Source organism: Xanthomonas vasicola, from assembly GCF_000772705.2.
Taxonomy (GTDB): Bacteria; Pseudomonadota; Gammaproteobacteria; order Xanthomonadales; family Xanthomonadaceae; genus Xanthomonas; species Xanthomonas vasicola.
Genome location: NZ_JSBW02000018.1, coordinates 17,019 through 32,477 on the forward strand (window position 1 = coordinate 17,019; position 15,459 = coordinate 32,477).

Annotated in this window: 13 protein-coding genes and 1 tRNA gene; 11 read left to right on the forward strand and 3 right to left on the reverse strand. The window is 63.4% G+C overall.

What is annotated here, in order from left to right; translation table 11 throughout:
• Positions 1-13 precede the first annotated feature (13 nt).
• The 9 genes from nuoN to pnp all read left to right on the forward strand — a co-directional run bounded on the left by nuoN (position 14) and on the right by pnp (position 11,118).
• Positions 14-1,474, forward strand: a complete 1,461-nt coding sequence (gene nuoN / locus NX05_RS03595) for an NADH-quinone oxidoreductase subunit NuoN (protein ID WP_039436161.1) — start codon at positions 14-16, stop codon at positions 1,472-1,474.
• Between the two features lie 200 nt (positions 1,475-1,674).
• Positions 1,675-1,751: transfer RNA gene (locus tag NX05_RS03600), tRNA-Met, on the forward strand.
• Positions 1,752-1,948: 197 nt separating this feature from the next.
• Positions 1,949-2,539, forward strand: coding sequence for a ribosome maturation factor RimP (gene rimP, locus NX05_RS03605; protein WP_039436159.1), 591 nt, complete (start codon positions 1,949-1,951; stop codon positions 2,537-2,539).
• A 4-nt stretch (positions 2,540-2,543) separates the two neighbouring features.
• Positions 2,544-4,055: a transcription termination factor NusA gene (nusA, locus tag NX05_RS03610; RefSeq protein ID WP_010371209.1), complete on the forward strand. Its 1,512-nt coding sequence runs from the start codon at positions 2,544-2,546 to the stop codon at positions 4,053-4,055.
• 95 nt (positions 4,056-4,150) lie between these two features.
• A complete protein-coding gene (gene infB / locus NX05_RS03615; protein ID WP_039436156.1) occupies positions 4,151-6,859 on the forward strand; it encodes a translation initiation factor IF-2 in 2,709 nt (902 codons plus the stop codon).
• A gap of 160 nt (positions 6,860-7,019) precedes the next feature.
• Complete coding sequence (gene rbfA / locus NX05_RS03620) at positions 7,020-7,412, forward strand: 30S ribosome-binding factor RbfA (RefSeq protein WP_010371223.1); 393 nt, start codon at positions 7,020-7,022, stop codon at positions 7,410-7,412.
• Positions 7,413-7,491: 79 nt separating this feature from the next.
• Positions 7,492-8,418: a tRNA pseudouridine(55) synthase TruB gene (gene truB / locus NX05_RS03625; protein WP_039430928.1), complete on the forward strand. Its 927-nt coding sequence runs from the start codon at positions 7,492-7,494 to the stop codon at positions 8,416-8,418.
• A 156-nt stretch (positions 8,419-8,574) separates the two neighbouring features.
• The gene (rpsO, locus tag NX05_RS03630; protein ID WP_003485583.1) at positions 8,575-8,835 is read left to right on the forward strand and encodes a 30S ribosomal protein S15; all 261 of its coding nucleotides are present in this window, start codon (positions 8,575-8,577) and stop codon (positions 8,833-8,835) included.
• A 168-nt stretch (positions 8,836-9,003) separates the two neighbouring features.
• Positions 9,004-11,118, forward strand: a complete 2,115-nt coding sequence (pnp, locus tag NX05_RS03635) for a polyribonucleotide nucleotidyltransferase (RefSeq protein ID WP_010371227.1) — start codon at positions 9,004-9,006, stop codon at positions 11,116-11,118.
• 271 nt (positions 11,119-11,389) lie between these two features.
• Here the strand turns inward: pnp and NX05_RS03640 are convergent, their stop codons facing one another.
• The 3 genes from NX05_RS03640 to NX05_RS03650 form a co-directional block, all read right to left on the reverse strand.
• Positions 11,390-12,442, reverse strand: a complete 1,053-nt coding sequence (locus tag NX05_RS03640) for a DUF2272 domain-containing protein (protein ID WP_039430926.1) — start codon at positions 12,440-12,442, stop codon at positions 11,390-11,392.
• A 63-nt stretch (positions 12,443-12,505) separates the two neighbouring features.
• On the reverse strand, positions 12,506-13,393 hold the full coding sequence (nadC, locus tag NX05_RS03645; protein WP_039430925.1) for a carboxylating nicotinate-nucleotide diphosphorylase: 888 nt from the start codon (positions 13,391-13,393) through the stop codon (positions 12,506-12,508).
• Positions 13,390-13,659, reverse strand: a complete 270-nt coding sequence (locus tag NX05_RS03650; RefSeq protein WP_010371233.1) for a Trm112 family protein — start codon at positions 13,657-13,659, stop codon at positions 13,390-13,392. The genes nadC and NX05_RS03650 overlap by 4 nt, the downstream gene beginning before the upstream one ends.
• Positions 13,660-13,717: 58 nt before the next feature.
• Here NX05_RS03650 and purE point away from each other — a divergent pair, with 58 nt between their 5' ends.
• Both purE and NX05_RS03660 read left to right on the forward strand, forming a co-directional pair.
• Entirely contained in the window at positions 13,718-14,221 is a 504-nt protein-coding gene (gene purE / locus NX05_RS03655) for a 5-(carboxyamino)imidazole ribonucleotide mutase (RefSeq protein ID WP_039430921.1), read from the forward strand.
• Positions 14,218-15,363 carry a 5-(carboxyamino)imidazole ribonucleotide synthase gene (locus NX05_RS03660; RefSeq protein ID WP_039430919.1) on the forward strand — a complete coding sequence of 382 codons (1,146 nt, stop codon included), beginning with the start codon at positions 14,218-14,220 and terminating at the stop codon, positions 15,361-15,363. The genes purE and NX05_RS03660 overlap by 4 nt, the downstream gene beginning before the upstream one ends.
• Positions 15,364-15,459: the final 96 nt, after the last annotated feature.

Here is a 15,459-nt window from a genome sequence, read left to right on the forward strand (position 1 = left end):
CCAGGATTTAATGATGACCACGCCAACGCTCGCGCCGTTGACCACCGCTGACCTGGCTCCGCTCGTACCGGAGCTGGTGCTTATCGGCGGCGCCTTCGCACTGCTGATGCTCGACCTGTTCGTGAGCCAGCGGAACAAGGTCTGGACCCACCTGTTCTCCGTCGCCGTTCTTGCCGTGGTGTTCGTGTTGTTGGCGACCGGCACGGGCGGGCAGGGCGACATCTTCAACGGCATGTTCGTTCGCGACACTGCGGCCGATGTCATGAAGACCGTGATCGTGCTGGTCAGCGGGCTGAGTCTGGTCTATGGCTGGACCTACTTGCGCGAACGCAATCTCTACCAGGGCGAAATTCCGGTGTTGGTGCTGTTCGCCACCGCCGGCATGATGTTGCTGGCGTCGGCCGGTAGCCTGTTGATGGTCTATTTGGGGCTCGAGTTGTTGGCGCTGTGCTCCTACGCACTGGTCGCCTCCAACCGCGACAATGGCCTGGCTACCGAAGCGGCGATGAAGTACTTCGTTCTGGGGTCGCTGGCCTCGGGCCTGCTGTTGTATGGGATGTCGCTGGTGTATGGCGCCACCGGTACTCTCAGCCTGGCCGGCATCCATGATGCGATCGAGGGGTCCAACGAGCGCACGCTGTTGCTCACCGGCACCATCTTCATGATCGCCGGCGTCGCCTTCAAGCTGGGCGCTGCGCCGTTCCACATGTGGCTGCCTGACGTGTACCAGGGTGCACCTGCGCCGATCGCATTGTTCATCAGCTCGGCGCCCAAGCTTGCAGCCTTCGGTATGGCGTATCGCCTACTTGAAGTCGGCATGGGTCCGTTGTCGCCGCAGTGGCATCTGCTGATCGGCGGCCTGTCGGCGGTGTCGCTGGTCGTCGGCAACCTGATGGCCATCGCGCAGAGCAATCTCAAGCGTATGCTCGCGTATTCGACCGTTTCGCACATCGGCTTCCTGCTGATGGGCGTTGCCGGTGGCGGCGAAGAAGGCTATGCAGCTGCAATGTTCTACGCGGTCAGCTACACCATCATGTCTACCGCTTCGTTCGGCGCCATCATCGCGCTGTCGCGCAATGGGTTCGAAGCGGAGAACATCGACGACTTCAAGGGACTCAACGCGCGCAACCCCTGGATGGCTGGCCTAGTGCTGTGCATCATGGCTTCGCTTGCAGGTATTCCGCCGTTCCTTGGCTTCTGGACCAAGCTAGCAGTACTGGGCGCGGCAGTGAAGGGCGACATGCTGTGGTTGGCCCTGGTCGGTGTGATCTGCGCGGTGATCGGTGCGTACTACTACCTGCGTGTCATCAAGGTCATGTACTTCGACGAGCCGGTCGGCGAGCCGTTGCCGGCCAATAACGACCGTGTGCTTGGCGCCATGCTGGGTGTCAACGCGCTGGCCTTGCTTGCGCTTGGTTTGGCCTGGAGCCCGATCATGGTGTGGTGCCAGCGCGCATTCGCTGGTATCGCCTAAGGCCGTTGCGTCAGCGCCAGATTTCGCGGTGCCGCATCTCGTGTGGGGCATCGAAATGAAACAAAACCGCGCTGACTGTTTCGTTTTTGTTGCATTGCGGGTATCATTCGCCGCGACGTTGAACAGCCGCCACGCTGTTCAACAGATGGAAAACTAGGGCTTGCAATTTTTGCTCCAGTTCTTCATAATTCCGCTTCTGCTGCGGGGTGGAGCAGTCTGGCAGCTCGTCGGGCTCATAACCCGAAGGTCGCAGGTTCAAATCCTGCCCCCGCTACCAAGTTTCGAATTGTTGCTTGATCGCAGTAATTCAACTTCTTGGATCGTAAGGACGCATGTTCCCGTCTTTACGCCGACCCTGAGAGGTCGGGCTTTTTTCACGCAAGGGGCCCATTGGGCCCCTTGCTTTTTCCGGAACCGGAAAGTTTGCTGCCGGTTGCCGGGGTTCTACTGGTAATCATCTGATCAGGGCAGTCTGTGAGCGAAAAAGCGACCGAAATCGCGAATCTGCTGAGTCCAACGGTTGAATCCTTGGGCTTGGAACTGCTGGGCGTGGAATATCTTCCCGCTCCGGGTGGCGCCACATTGCGCCTGTATATCGATGTGCCGCTGGCCGAACAGCCCGAGCGTGTCATCAACGTCGATGATTGCGAGTGCGTGAGCCGTGAAGTCTCGGCCCAGCTCGACGTCGAAGATCCGATCAGCGGCAACTACACCCTGGAAGTCTCGTCGCCGGGTGTGGATCGTCCGCTTTTCACGCTGGAACAGTTCGCGCGCCATGCCGGCGAATCCGCAAAGATTGTCTTGAAGCTGGCGCAGGATGGTCGGCGCCGCTTCCAGGGCGAGATTCTGCGCATCGATGCCGAGGCTGGTGCTGTGGTGTTCGCTGTCGACGGCAAAGAAGTGCAGATCGGCTTCGATAACATCGACAAGGCGCGCATCCTGCCGGATTGGGTCGCTTTGGGCCTGGCACCGCAGAAACCGAATAAGCCCGGCCCGAAAAAACCCGGGCACGAGAAGAAGAAACCATCCAACGAGTCGGCGGCTGGCAAGCCGCGCGCGGAGTGACGAAATGAGCAAGGAACTTTTGCTGGTAGTGGATGCGGTCGCCAACGAAAAAGGCGTGCCGCGCGAAGTGATCTTCGATGCGATCGAGGCCGCGTTGGCGTCCGCAGCGAAGAAGCGCTATCCCGACCAGGACGTGCTGGCCCGCGTCACCATCGATCACAAGGACGGTACCTACGAAACCTACCGTCGTTGGGAAGTGGTTGCCGATGACGTGGTGATGGAATCTCCGGACCGCCAAGTGCGTCTGATGGATGCCATCGACGAAGCCGACGGCGTGGACGTTGGCGACTACATCGAAGAACAGATTGAAAACCCCGACTTCGGTCGTATCGCTGCGCAGGCCGCCAAGCAGGTGATCGTGCAGCGTGTGCGCGAAGCCGAGCGTCAGCAGGTTGTCGATGCGTGGAAGGATCGCGTGGGTGAGTTGATCACCGGTGTGGTCAAGCGCGCCGAGCGCGGCAATATCTTTGTCGATCTGGGCGGTAATGCCGAAGCCTTCATTCCGAAGGACAAGGGCATTCCGCGCGACGTGCTGCGTCCCGGCGACCGCGTGCGCGGTTATCTGGCCGAAGTGCGTTCCGAGCCGCGTGGCCCGCAGCTGTTCATCAGCCGCGCCGCACCGGAATTCATGATCGAACTGTTCAAGCTTGAAGTGCCGGAAGTGGGTCAGGGCCTGGTCGAGATCAAGGCTTGCGCACGCGATCCGGGCGACCGCGCCAAGATCGCCGTGATTGCGCACGACACTCGCACCGATCCCATCGGCGCGTGCATCGGTATGCGCGGTTCGCGCGTGCAGGCAGTGTCCAACGAGCTCAATGGCGAGCGCGTGGATATCGTGTTGTGGAACGAAAACCCGGCCAATTTCGTCATCAATGCGATGGCGCCGGCCGAAGTGCAGTCGATCATCGTCGATGAAGACAAGCATTCGATGGATCTGGCCGTGGCAGAAGACCGGCTTGCGCAGGCGATCGGCAAGGGCGGCCAGAACGTACGTCTGGCCAGCCGCCTGACCGGCTGGCAGCTCAACGTGATGACCGCCGACCAGGTGGCCGCCAAGTCCGAGGCTGAGCAGGCAGCGGCACGCCAGCTGTTCATGGATCGCCTGGAAGTGGACGAAGAAATCTCCGCGATCCTGGTGTCCGAAGGCTTCAACACGGTCGAAGAAATCGCTTACGTACCGGTCGGCGAGTTGCTGGCGGTGGAAGGCTTCGACGAAGACATCGTCGAAGAATTGCGCGCCCGTGCCCGCGATGCGCTGCTCAACGCTGCGCTGGCAGAAGAAGAAGGCCTGGAAGGAACTCAGCCCACCGAGGACCTGCTGGCGCTGGAGGGGATGGATGAGGAGACGGCCTTTGCTCTGGCCGAGCACGGCGTGCGCACCAGCGAGGACTTGTCCGACCTGGCTGCGGACGAGATCGTCGACTTCGGCATCGAGGGTTTGACCCAGGAGCGCGCCGCGGCGCTGATCCTGGCGGCCCGCGCCGAGGAGATCGCCCGTTTGGAGCGCGGCGAATGAGCCGGCAATGAACCGCGCCCTGACCCCATCAGGGCTTAGAATCAGCGTTTCCCTTGCTCTGGGCGAGGGGGCGCCAACCAGATCATAGGATCCGAATGTCGCAGCAAACCACCATCCGCAAGCTTGCCGAACTGGTCAATACGCCGGTCGATAAACTGCTGGTTCAACTGGCCGAGGCCGGCATGAAATTCAGCGGTCCCGACCAGGTCGTGACCAGCACCGAGAAGATGAAACTGCTTGGCTTCCTGCGTCGCACGCATGGCAAGGCCGAAACGCCCGCCGAAGCGGCGAGCGAAGCAGCCAAGAAGATCACACTCAATCGGCGCAAGCTGCAGGAAGTGACGGTCAGTGCAGGTCGCACCAAAACCACGGTCAACGTGGAAGTGCGGCAGAAGCGCACCTACGTCAAATCCGAAAACGAAGGCCGCGCTGCGCCGATGACGCCGGACGAAGAGCGCGCAGACATCCTGGCCAAGCTCGCCGCTTCGCGTCAGCGCAATCTTGACGAGCAGCAGCGCCTTGCTGAAAGCGACCGCATGCGCGACGAAGCAATTCAGCGCAAGCGCGATGAAGAGCAGGCCGCCAAGGACCGTGCAGAAGCCGAGCGCAAGGCTGCCGAGGAAGCCGCTGCGGCTGCCAGCGCGCCGGCCCCGGTTGCTGCTGCGCCGACGCCGTCTGCCGCAGCGCCTGCTGCACGCGCACCGTCGTCGCCATCTTCCGCGCCGCGTCCTTCGCGTCCGGGTGGCGCATCGCCGGCTTCACGTCCGGCAACACCGGCACGTCCAGACGACCGCAACAACGCTGCCAAGCACAAGACGCGCGGTTCGCACGTCATGGTGGCTGGCGTCGAAGACGACGACGCGACCAAGCGCTTCGCCGGGCAGTTGCATCTGTCCGCCGCAGACCGCGCGCGTCGTTCCAATGTGCGTGGCAAGCCGACCGGCCGTCCCGGTTCGTCGTCCTCGCGCCGTGGCAACGACAATGGGCGTGGCAGCAACCAGGCCAACAGCGGTCCGCACGGGTTCGAGCGACCCACCGCACCGGTGGTGCGTGAAGTGGCGATCGGTGAGACCATCACCGTCGCAGACCTGGCGCAGAAGCTCGCGCTCAAGGGCGGCGACGTGGTCAAGGCGCTGTTCAAGATGGGCGTCATGGCGACCATCACTCAGAGCATCGATCACGACACCGCTGCGCTGGTGACCGAAGAACTCGGCCACAAGGTCGTGCGTGCCGACAATGCTGACTTCGAGGACGCGCTGCTGGCGCATGCCGAAGACGCGCAGGGCGACACCACGACGCGTCCGCCGGTGGTCACCATCATGGGTCACGTCGATCACGGCAAGACCTCGCTGCTGGATTACATCCGTCGCACCAAGATCGCCTCGGGCGAAGCCGGCGGCATTACCCAGCACATCGGTGCCTACCACGTCGAAACCAATCGTGGCGTCATCAGCTTCTTGGATACGCCCGGCCATGCCGCGTTTACCTCAATGCGTGCCCGTGGTGCCAAGATCACCGACATCGTGGTGCTGGTGGTTGCAGCCGACGATGGCGTGATGCCGCAGACCAAGGAGGCGGTGGCGCATGCCAAGGCGGCAGGCGTTCCGTTGATCGTGGCGGTCAACAAGATCGACAAGGCCGGCGCGGATCCGCTGCGGGTCAAGAACGAGCTGCTGGCCGAAAACGTGGTGGCCGAAGATTTCGGTGGCGATACCCAGTTCATCGAAGTGTCGGCCAAGGTCGGTACCGGTGTGGACACGCTGCTGGACGCGATTTCGCTGCAGGCCGAAGTGCTGGAACTCAAGGCAGTGGCCGAAGGCCGCGCCAGCGGTACGGTTATCGAATCCTCGCTGGACAAGGGCCGTGGCCCGGTTGCGACGGTGCTGGTGCAGCAGGGCGCGCTGAAGCGTGGCGATTACCTGGTGTGCGGCATTCAGTACGGCCGCGTGCGTGCGCTGTTCGACGAAACCGGTCATCAGCCGGCCTCGGCGGGCCCGTCGATTCCGGTGCAGGTGCTCGGCTTATCTGGCGTGCCGGAAGCTGGCGATGACTTCGTGGTTGTCGACGACGAGCGTCTGGCCAAGGACGTGGCGCAGCAACGCGAAACCAAGCGCCGCGAGTCGCGTCTGGTTGCCTCGGCCACCAACCGCATGGAAGACATCCTGGCCCAGATGGGCAAGGGCGAAGGTCAGCAGGTGTTGAACCTGGTGATCAAGGCCGACGTGCAGGGTTCGGTGGAAGCGCTCAAGCAGTCGCTGGTGGCGTTGTCCAACGACGACATCCGCATCAACGTGATCCACTCCGGCGTGGGCGGCATCACCGAGTCGGATGCGAATTCGGCAGCGGCTTCCAAGGCCACGATAATCGGCTTCAACGTGCGCGCGGATGCATCGGCACGCAAGATTGTCGAGTCCAACGGGATCGATCTGCGTTACTTCTCGATCATCTATGACGTGATCGACCAGGTGAAGCAGGTGGCCTCCGGTCTGCTCGGCGTGGAAATCCGCGAAGAGATCATCGGTATCGCGCAGGTTCGCGACGTGTTCCGCAGCTCGAAGTTCGGTGCGGTTGCAGGCTGCATGATCATCGAAGGCGTGGTGAAGCGCAGCAAGCCGATCCGCGTGCTCCGCGACAGCGTCGTGGTCTTCGAAGGCGAGTTGGAATCGCTGCGTCGCTTCAAGGAAAACGTCGACGAAGTGCGCAACGGTACCGAATGCGGTATCGGCGTGAAGGCGTACAACGACGTCAAGGCCGGCGACCAGATCGAGTGCTTCGAGCGTATCGAAGTTGCCCGTACGCTGTAACGGCTGACGGGGTCCCCGCGTTGTAACGTCTGAGGGGCCCAGCACTCCGCACGGCGGAGTTGTCCAACGCAGGTTTTATAAGGCGAGGGCGGCATGGCCGCCCGCGTTTGTTTTTGGCTTCGGTGCCGACTGGCCCTCCGAATCAACAAGGTCCACGACCATGGCAACCAAATCATTCCATCGTACCGACCGCGTGTCTGCGCAGGTGCGTCGCGACCTCGGCACGATCGTGCACGCGGCCGTGCGTGACCACGGCTTGCCGTCGGTCAGCGTGTCCGACGTCGAAATCAGCCGCGACCTGGCGCACGCCAAGGTCTTCGTGACTGCGCTGCAGCAGGAACGTTCGGCCGAAGCGGTCAAGGGGCTCAAGGAAATCGCCGGCCAGTTGCGCACGCAGTTGGCGCGCGCGATGAAGCTGCGCCACGTGCCCGAGCTGCACTTCCATTACGACGATTCGGTCGATCGCGGCGAGCGCATCGACAATCTGTTGCGTGACCTTGACGACGTCGGCCCCGAGGCCACGTCCAGCGACGAAGACGCCGAACAGCGCTGAGCGCTGTCACGGCCCGCCGCCTCTGCTGCGGCCCTGATTTCCGCGGGCGCGCATAGCGCCCGATTCGAGCGCCGATCTTTTGAAACCCCGCATCTTCTACCGCCCGTTGCACGGCATCCTGTTGCTGGACAAGCCGGCCGGGCTCAGTTCCAACAATGCATTGCAGGTGGCGCGCCGGTTATTGCGTGCAGAGAAGGGTGGCCATACCGGCAGCCTGGATCCGCTGGCCACCGGCCTGCTACCGCTGTGCTTTGGCGAAGCGACCAAAATCGCCGGACTGCTGCTGGGGTCGGCTAAGGCGTACGACGCCGAGATCGTGTTGGGCGTCACCACCGATACCGACGATGCCGACGGCGAGCCGCTGCGCAAACGTGCGGTGCCAGACGTGAGCGAGGCCGATCTGCAAGCGGCGCTGGCGCGCTTCATCGGCCGTATCGAGCAGCAGGCGCCGATCTATTCCGCACTCAAGCAAGGCGGTGAGCCGCTGTATGCCAAGGCGCGGCGCGGCGAAGTCATCGAGGCGCCGGTACGTGAGGTCGAGGTGCAGGCGATCGAGGTGCTGGGCTACAGCGCGCCGCGTCTGCAACTGCGCGTGACCTGCGGCTCGGGCACCTATATCCGCAGCCTAGCGCGCGATCTGGGCGAAGTGCTGGGCTGCGGCGCGCACATCGCTTCGTTGCGTCGGCTGTGGGTGGAGCCGTTTCGCGCCCCGCAGATGATCACGCTGGAGGCGTTGGCGGCAGCGCTGGAAGCGGACACCGATGCGCAGACAGTGCTGCTGCCGATCGAGGCCGGTCTGGCCGATTTCGCGCGGATCGTGCTTGATGAGGCCCTCGCGGCGCGTTTCCGCATGGGGCAGCGCTTACGCGATTCTGCATTCCCGACTGGCCAGGTGGCCGTGTTCGGACCGGACGGAAGCCCGTCAGGCCTAGGCTTGGTGGATGCGGACGGGCGCCTGTCGCCGCAGCGATTGTTCAATGGACTGAACGAGATTTCAGCCTGTTAAGATTTTGTCAACTTGTTCCCTGGGCCGCGCAACGGTACAATTTTGCGGCCCCGATCGGGGCACCTCAGCGCCAAGCGCGCTCATCCTAAGCAAACGGCGAGTCCGACGGTGCGTCACGCACGTTCCTGTAGACCACGCATCTATCGAGAAAACATCATGTCTGTCGACACCCAGAAAGTTATTGAAGACAACAAGCGCAGCGCCCAGGACACCGGTTCGCCGGAAGTGCAGGTCGCTCTGCTGACCGCGCGTATCGAGCTGCTGACCGGTCACTTCAAGACCCACAAGAAGGATCACCACAGCCGTCGTGGTCTGCTGCAGATGGTCAACCGTCGCCGCAGCCTGCTCGACTACCTGAAGAAGAAGGACAACGAGCGTTACAAGTCCTTGATCGAGAAGCTCGGCCTGCGCCGCTAATCGAGTCCTACCGCCGCGGCGCAGCGATGCGCCGCGGTTTTGTTTTGGTCAACCGCACTCCGTTTTTCGCAACACGCACTCTTGGGCCGGAGCCTCCCGGCCGCCCGTTCTCGGCATGGGTCGACGACGGTCCAACGCAGACAGCAACACCTAAGGGAAAAAACCTCCGTGGCAAAAATCACCAAAACCTTCCAGTACGGCAAGCACACCGTCACCCTTGAGACGGGCGAAATCGCTCGCCAGGCAGGCGGTGCCGTCATCGTTAAGTTCGACGACACCGTACTGCTGGTCACCGCCGTCGCCGCCAAGAGCGCGCGCGAAGGGCAGGACTTCTTTCCTCTGACGGTTGATTATCAGGAGAAGTTCTACGCTGGCGGCCGCATCCCGGGCGGCTTCTTCAAGCGCGAAGGACGCGCGACCGAGAAGGAAACGTTGATCTCGCGCCTGATCGATCGCCCGATCCGTCCGCTGTTCCCGGAGGACTACAAGAACGAAGTGCAGATCATCGCCACCGTGATGTCGATGAACCCGGACATCGACGGCGATATCGCCGCGCTGATCGGCGCATCGGCCGCGCTGTCGCTGGCCGGCACCCCGTTCAACGGCCCGATCGCTGCGGCGAAGGTGGGTTACAAGAATGGCGAATACATCCTCAACCCGACCGTGACCGAGCTGAAGGATTCGCAGCTGGAACTGGTCGTGGCCGGTACCGCCAATGCGGTGCTGATGGTCGAGTCCGAAGCCGAGCTGCTGTCGGAAGAAGTGATGCTGGGCGCGGTGACGTTCGGCCATCGCGAGATGCAGAAAGTCATCAACATCATCAACGAGCTGACCGTCGAAGCCGGCACCAAGCCGTCCGATTGGGTGGCCCCGGCGAAGAACGACGGCATGATCGCCGCACTGAAGGAAGCAGTGGGCGACCAGCTCGCTTCGGCGTTCCAGGTGCGCGACAAGCTGCAGCGCCGCGATGCGATTTCGGCCATCAAGAAAGACGTGCTGGGTGTGCTGGCGCCGCGCGCCACGATCGAAGGCTGGGCTGCCGGTGATCTGTCGAAGGAATTCGGCGAGCTGGAATACCAGACCATGCGCGGCTCGGTGCTGAGCACCAAGGTGCGTATCGACGGTCGCGCGCTGGACACCGTGCGTCCGATCAGTGCCAAGGCTGGCGTGTTGCCGCGTACCCACGGTTCGGCGCTGTTCACCCGCGGCGAAACCCAGGCGATCGTGATCACCACGCTGGGCACCGCGCGCGACGGTCAGGTCATCGACGCCGTCTCGGGCGAGTACAAAGAAAACTTCCTGTTCCATTACAACTTCCCTCCGTACTCGGTGGGCGAGTGCGGTCGTTTCGGTGCGCCGAAGCGTCGCGAAATCGGTCATGGCCGTCTGGCCAAGCGCGGCGTGCTCGCCGTGATGCCGAGCCTGGAAGAATTCCCTTACACCATCCGTGTGGTTTCGGAAATCACCGAGTCCAACGGTTCGTCCTCGATGGCATCGGTCTGCGGCAGCTCGCTGGCGCTGATGGACGCCGGTGTGCCGATCAAGGCACCGGTTGCCGGTATCGCGATGGGTCTGGTCAAGGAAGGTAACGACTTCGTCGTGCTCTCCGACATCCTGGGTGACGAAGATCACCTCGGCGACATGGACTTCAAGGTGGCCGGTACTGCCGAAGGCGTGTCCGCGCTGCAGATGGACATCAAGATCGAAGGCATCACCGAAGAAATCATGAAGCAGGCACTGCAGCAGGCCAAGGCTGGCCGTCTGCACATCCTGGGCGAGATGGCGCATGCGCTGACCACCCCGCGTCAGGAGCTGAGCGACTACGCGCCGCGCCTGCTGACCATCAAGATCCACCCGGACAAGATCCGCGAAGTGATCGGCAAGGGCGGCTCGACCATCCAGGCCATCACCAAGGAAACCGGTACGCAGATCGACATCCAGGACGACGGCACGATCATCATCGCCTCGGTGAATGCAATCGCTGCGCAGGCTGCAAAGTCGCGCATCGAGCAGATCACCTCGGACGTGGAGCCGGGCCGCATCTACGAAGGCAAGGTCGCCAAGATCATGGACTTTGGTGCGTTCGTCACCATCCTGCCGGGCAAGGATGGGCTGGTGCACGTCTCGCAGATTTCTAGCGAGCGCGTGGAGAAGGTTGGCGACAAGTTGAAGGAAGGCGATCTGGTCCGCGTCAAGGTGCTGGAAGTGGACAAACAGGGCCGCATCCGTCTGTCGATCAAGGCAGTGGAAGAAGGCGAAGGCGTGCCGGCTTCGGCCGAGTAATCGCTGCTGTCTAATGCATCACGCGTGATGCGTAACGAAAAAGCGGGCTTCGGCCCGCTTTTTTGTTGTGTGCGATCGGTGCAGCGTTGCTTGATTCCTTCTCGTATCGGGAGAAGGTGGCACGCAGTGCCGGATGAGGGTGCGACGCAGGGAGATATCACCGCCGCGGCGGCCGGACGCGGCGCCATGCGCCAATAGAAGTAAATCGATGGCGTCACGCTCACCACCCAGGCTATCTCTCGACGGGAGAGGTGGTTTAACTGCTAACGACTTACCCCTGCTGTTGCGTCGGCGCAGGCTGCGTTTCCGGACGTGGCGGGACAACGCGCGGGAAACCCGGCGGCATCGTTTGTTCTGCGGGCGCAGTGTTGGGCGCGGGCAGTGGCACCGTCGGTGGCGGCGCCACCACTGCCGCATCAGGACGCAATTTCAGAAGTGCGGCCCAGTCGCGGCGATTGAAGTCGCACAGTTCTTCGTGCGCCGGCGTGCACTCGCTGGCAATACCCAGACTGTCTTCGTTTTGGTCCTGGCTGCTGTCCGATTGCGGCGTTGGCAAGATCACGCGGCCGGCGCGATCCAACGGCATCTTGCGCATCATTACCGTGTTGAACACATTGCCGCCGATCAGATACAGCGTGCGATCGCCGCCGACGTTGGCGGCCATCACGACATCGCAATGCGATTGCCACTGCATCGGCGCGCTGCCGCCGAGCGCAGCCTTAAGGCCGGCATAGCCCAAGGCGGTGCTGCGCCCGCGCAGCAGACACAGCAGATCGCCAGGCGCGGGCTTTTCGACCGCCGGATCAGTGAACTGGTACGGGCCAGCTGCGCCGTCGTTGTAGGCGCTGCGGATGTAATCCAGATGACGTACGGAACGATGAAAGCCGCTCAGCCCCGACTGCGTCATTACCCAGGAAATGAAAGCGGCCGACCACGGGTTATCGATCAGAAACGCGCGGCAGTCGCTGGCGGTGTAGCGCGTGCCATCCAGTGCCGCGCAGCTGGAAGCGCCGGGGCGGCCGCCCATCGACGCAAGTGTACCGCTGTCGCGCCAGTAGCCCGCAACGCGTTGCCAGGCGACCAGGCCATGGTCGGCGAGATAACCCGATTCGGCTTCGGTGACGCCCAGGCTGGCCACGCGACCCTTAGCATCGATAAACGGGCGCTGCCACAAGCGATGCTCATTGCAGGCGTTGTGCACGATGGCGATCGCAGCGGGGCTGGTGCCGAACCGTGGCGGGATATCGCACACCTCCGCAGCCGCAGCGCTGCTTCCAGCACCTGCCAGCAACAAGCAGAGCCACGGCCAAGGTCTTACGGTCATTGCAGGTCCCGCACGGAAACAATCGCAGCAGGCTGCCAGAGCCGGCTGCGCGCACGCGTGAAATCAGCGGGTTGGCGGCGGGCCGAGTTTGAGCGACAGATCCACCGCCTGCACGTGCTTGGTGAGCCCGCCAATCGAAATGCAGTCCACGCCGTCTTCGGCGATTGCGCGAACGCCGGCCAGATCCACGCTGCCGGAGACTTCCAGCGGAATGCGTCGTTCGGGCGGCAATGCGGCAACGATACGTACTGCTTCGCGGCGCATGGCTTGGTCGAAGTCATCGATCAGGATGCGCGTGCAACCGACCTGCAAGGCTTCATGCAGTTGCTCCAGCGTTTCCACTTCGACCACCAGCGGCAGCTGCGGTTGCTGCGCGCGTGCGGCATGCACGGCAGCGCTCAACGACCCGGCGGCACGGATGTGGTTTTCCTTGAGCATCACCGTGTCGAATAGGCCGATGCGGTGATTGTCGCCACCGCCGCAGCGCACGGCGTATTTCTGCGCGGCGCGCAGGCCCGGGAGCGTCTTGCGTGTGTCCAGAATACGCGCGTGCGTCCCGGCCACCGCCGCCACATACGCCGCGGTGGTGGTTGCCGTGGCCGACAGCGTCTGCATGAAATTGAGCGACGTGCGTTCGGCACTGACCAGGCTACGGCTACGCCCGTGCAGCAGCGCGAGCACCGTGCCGGCAGCCACGTGCTGGCCTTCGTGCACCTGCCAGTCGATGCGCACTTGCGGGTCGAGCGCGCGGTGGGTGGCATCGAACCAGGGACGGCCGGCGATCACCGCATCCTGCTTACACAGCAAATAGGCGCTGTCGGCCTGGTCGGGTAGCAGCGCTGCGGTCACATCGCCGTTGCCCATGTCTTCGCCCAGGGCGCGCGCCACATCGGCTTGGATCGATTCGGCGGGTGGCGCGACCGGCACGTTGGTGTGCAGGGGCAGGCTCACTTCTCGGGGAAGTCGGCGATTTGCGTGGTGGCGATGGCTTCTTCAGCCAGCAGCACCGGAATGCCGTCATCGACGCGGAAGATCTGCTTGCGGTCGCGGGTAATCAATGCCTCGCGCAGAGGCTGGGTCTGGGCGGCGCCGTCGGCGCGCTGCAGGGTTCCGCCGGCAATGGCGGCGTTGAGTGCTTCCAGGCCCTTGCCGTCGAGCAGCGAAAGCGGCTGGCGGGTGTCGGGGGAGCACAGCAGGTCGAGCAGTTTGCGATCCATCGAAGTCTTGTCTTGCCTGGAGATTGGCTAGAATACGTCTTTACCGCAGGGCAGGGCCATGACCTCCAACCACTCCGCGCCGCTGGTCGGCATCGTGATGGGCTCCCGTTCGGATTGGGAAACCATGCAACACGCAGCTCAGAAGCTCGACGCGCTGGGCGTGCCGTACGAAGTCAAGGTGGTTTCGGCGCACCGCACCCCGGACGTGTTGTTCACCTATGCCGAACAGGCTGGCGAACGCGGCCTGCGCGCGATCATCGCCGGCGCCGGCGGCGCGGCGCATCTGCCGGGCATGCTGGCCGCCAAGACCGCAGTGCCGGTACTCGGCGTGCCGGTGCAGTCCAAGGCGCTCAACGGCATGGATTCGCTGCTGTCGATCGTGCAGATGCCGGCCGGCATTCCGGTGGCCACCTTTGCCATCGGCAATGCGGGTGCGGCCAATGCAGCGTTGTTTGCGGCGGCCATGCTGGCGCCCGAGCAGGCGCATATCGGTGAAGCATTAGCGCAGTTCCGCGCCAAGCAGACCGACGACGTCATGGCCAGCGACGACCCGCGCCAATGAGCACTGTCGGCATTCTGGGTGGCGGCCAGCTGGCGCGCATGTTGGTGCTGGCCGGTGCGCCGCTGGGCATACGCTTTGCGGTATTCGATCCGGCAGCCGATGCTTGCGCAGGGCAGGTGGCGCCGCTGCAGGTGGGTGCGTTCGATGACGCCGCGGCACTTGCTGCCTTCGCCGAACAGGTGGATGTGATCACCTTCGACTTCGAAAACGTGCCGGCCACCAGCGCGCGGCAACTTGCCGCGCAGGTGCCTGTGTACCCGAGCCCGGCTGCGCTTGCAGTTGCGCAGGACCGGCTCAGCGAAAAAACCTTGTTCCGCGAGCTCGGCATTCCGGTACCGGAGTTTGCCGCGATCGACGACCGCGCCGGTCTGGATGCAGCGCTTGCGCGCATCGGCACGCCGTGCGTGCTGAAGACGCGCCGCTTCGGCTATGACGGCAAGGGCCAGTTCCGCATCAAGACGCTCGCCGATGCCGATGCCGCATGGGGCGCACTCGGCGCGCAGGCCGCGCACGTTGGCTTGATCGTGGAAGCGTTCGTGCCGTTTCAGCGCGAGGTGAGCGCGGTGGCAGTACGCGGGCGCGATGGCGAATTTCGCGCCTGGCCGTTGACTGAGAACTGGCACGTGGACGGTGTGCTGTCGGCCAGCCTGGCGCCGGCGAGCGTAGACACAACACTACAAATTTTGGCCGAATCGCACGCGCGCGCAGTGGCGGAAAAGCTCGATTATGTCGGCGTCTTTGCGCTGGAACTGTTCGTGCGCGACGGCGAGCTGCTGGCCAACGAAATGGCGCCGCGCGTGCACAACTCGGGGCATTGGACCATCGAAGGCGCCGAGACCTCGCAGTTCGAAAACCATGCGCGTGCCGTCCTTGGCTTGCCGCTGGGCAGCACGGCGATGCGCGGCCACGCCTGCATGCTCAACTGGCTGGGCGCGATGCCGGACGCCGCGGCGTTTCTGGTGGTACCTGGCGGGCATTGGCACGACTACGGCAAGCAAGCACGCGATGGCCGCAAGGTAGGGCACGCAACGCTGCGTGCGGAGACGGTGCAGGCGCTTGCATCGGCAGTGAGCGATGCAGGCGCGGCGTTGCTGCGCGATCCGCAAGTTGGGCCGGTAGTTGCGCGCTTGAACGAAGGCTGATGCGCGTAGCGCATCAGCGCTGATCCGGCGCTGTGTAAGTCGTTTTCCGCGATGACGCATTGGTGCCGTGATCGAAGACGCTCGGCAACTTCGTTA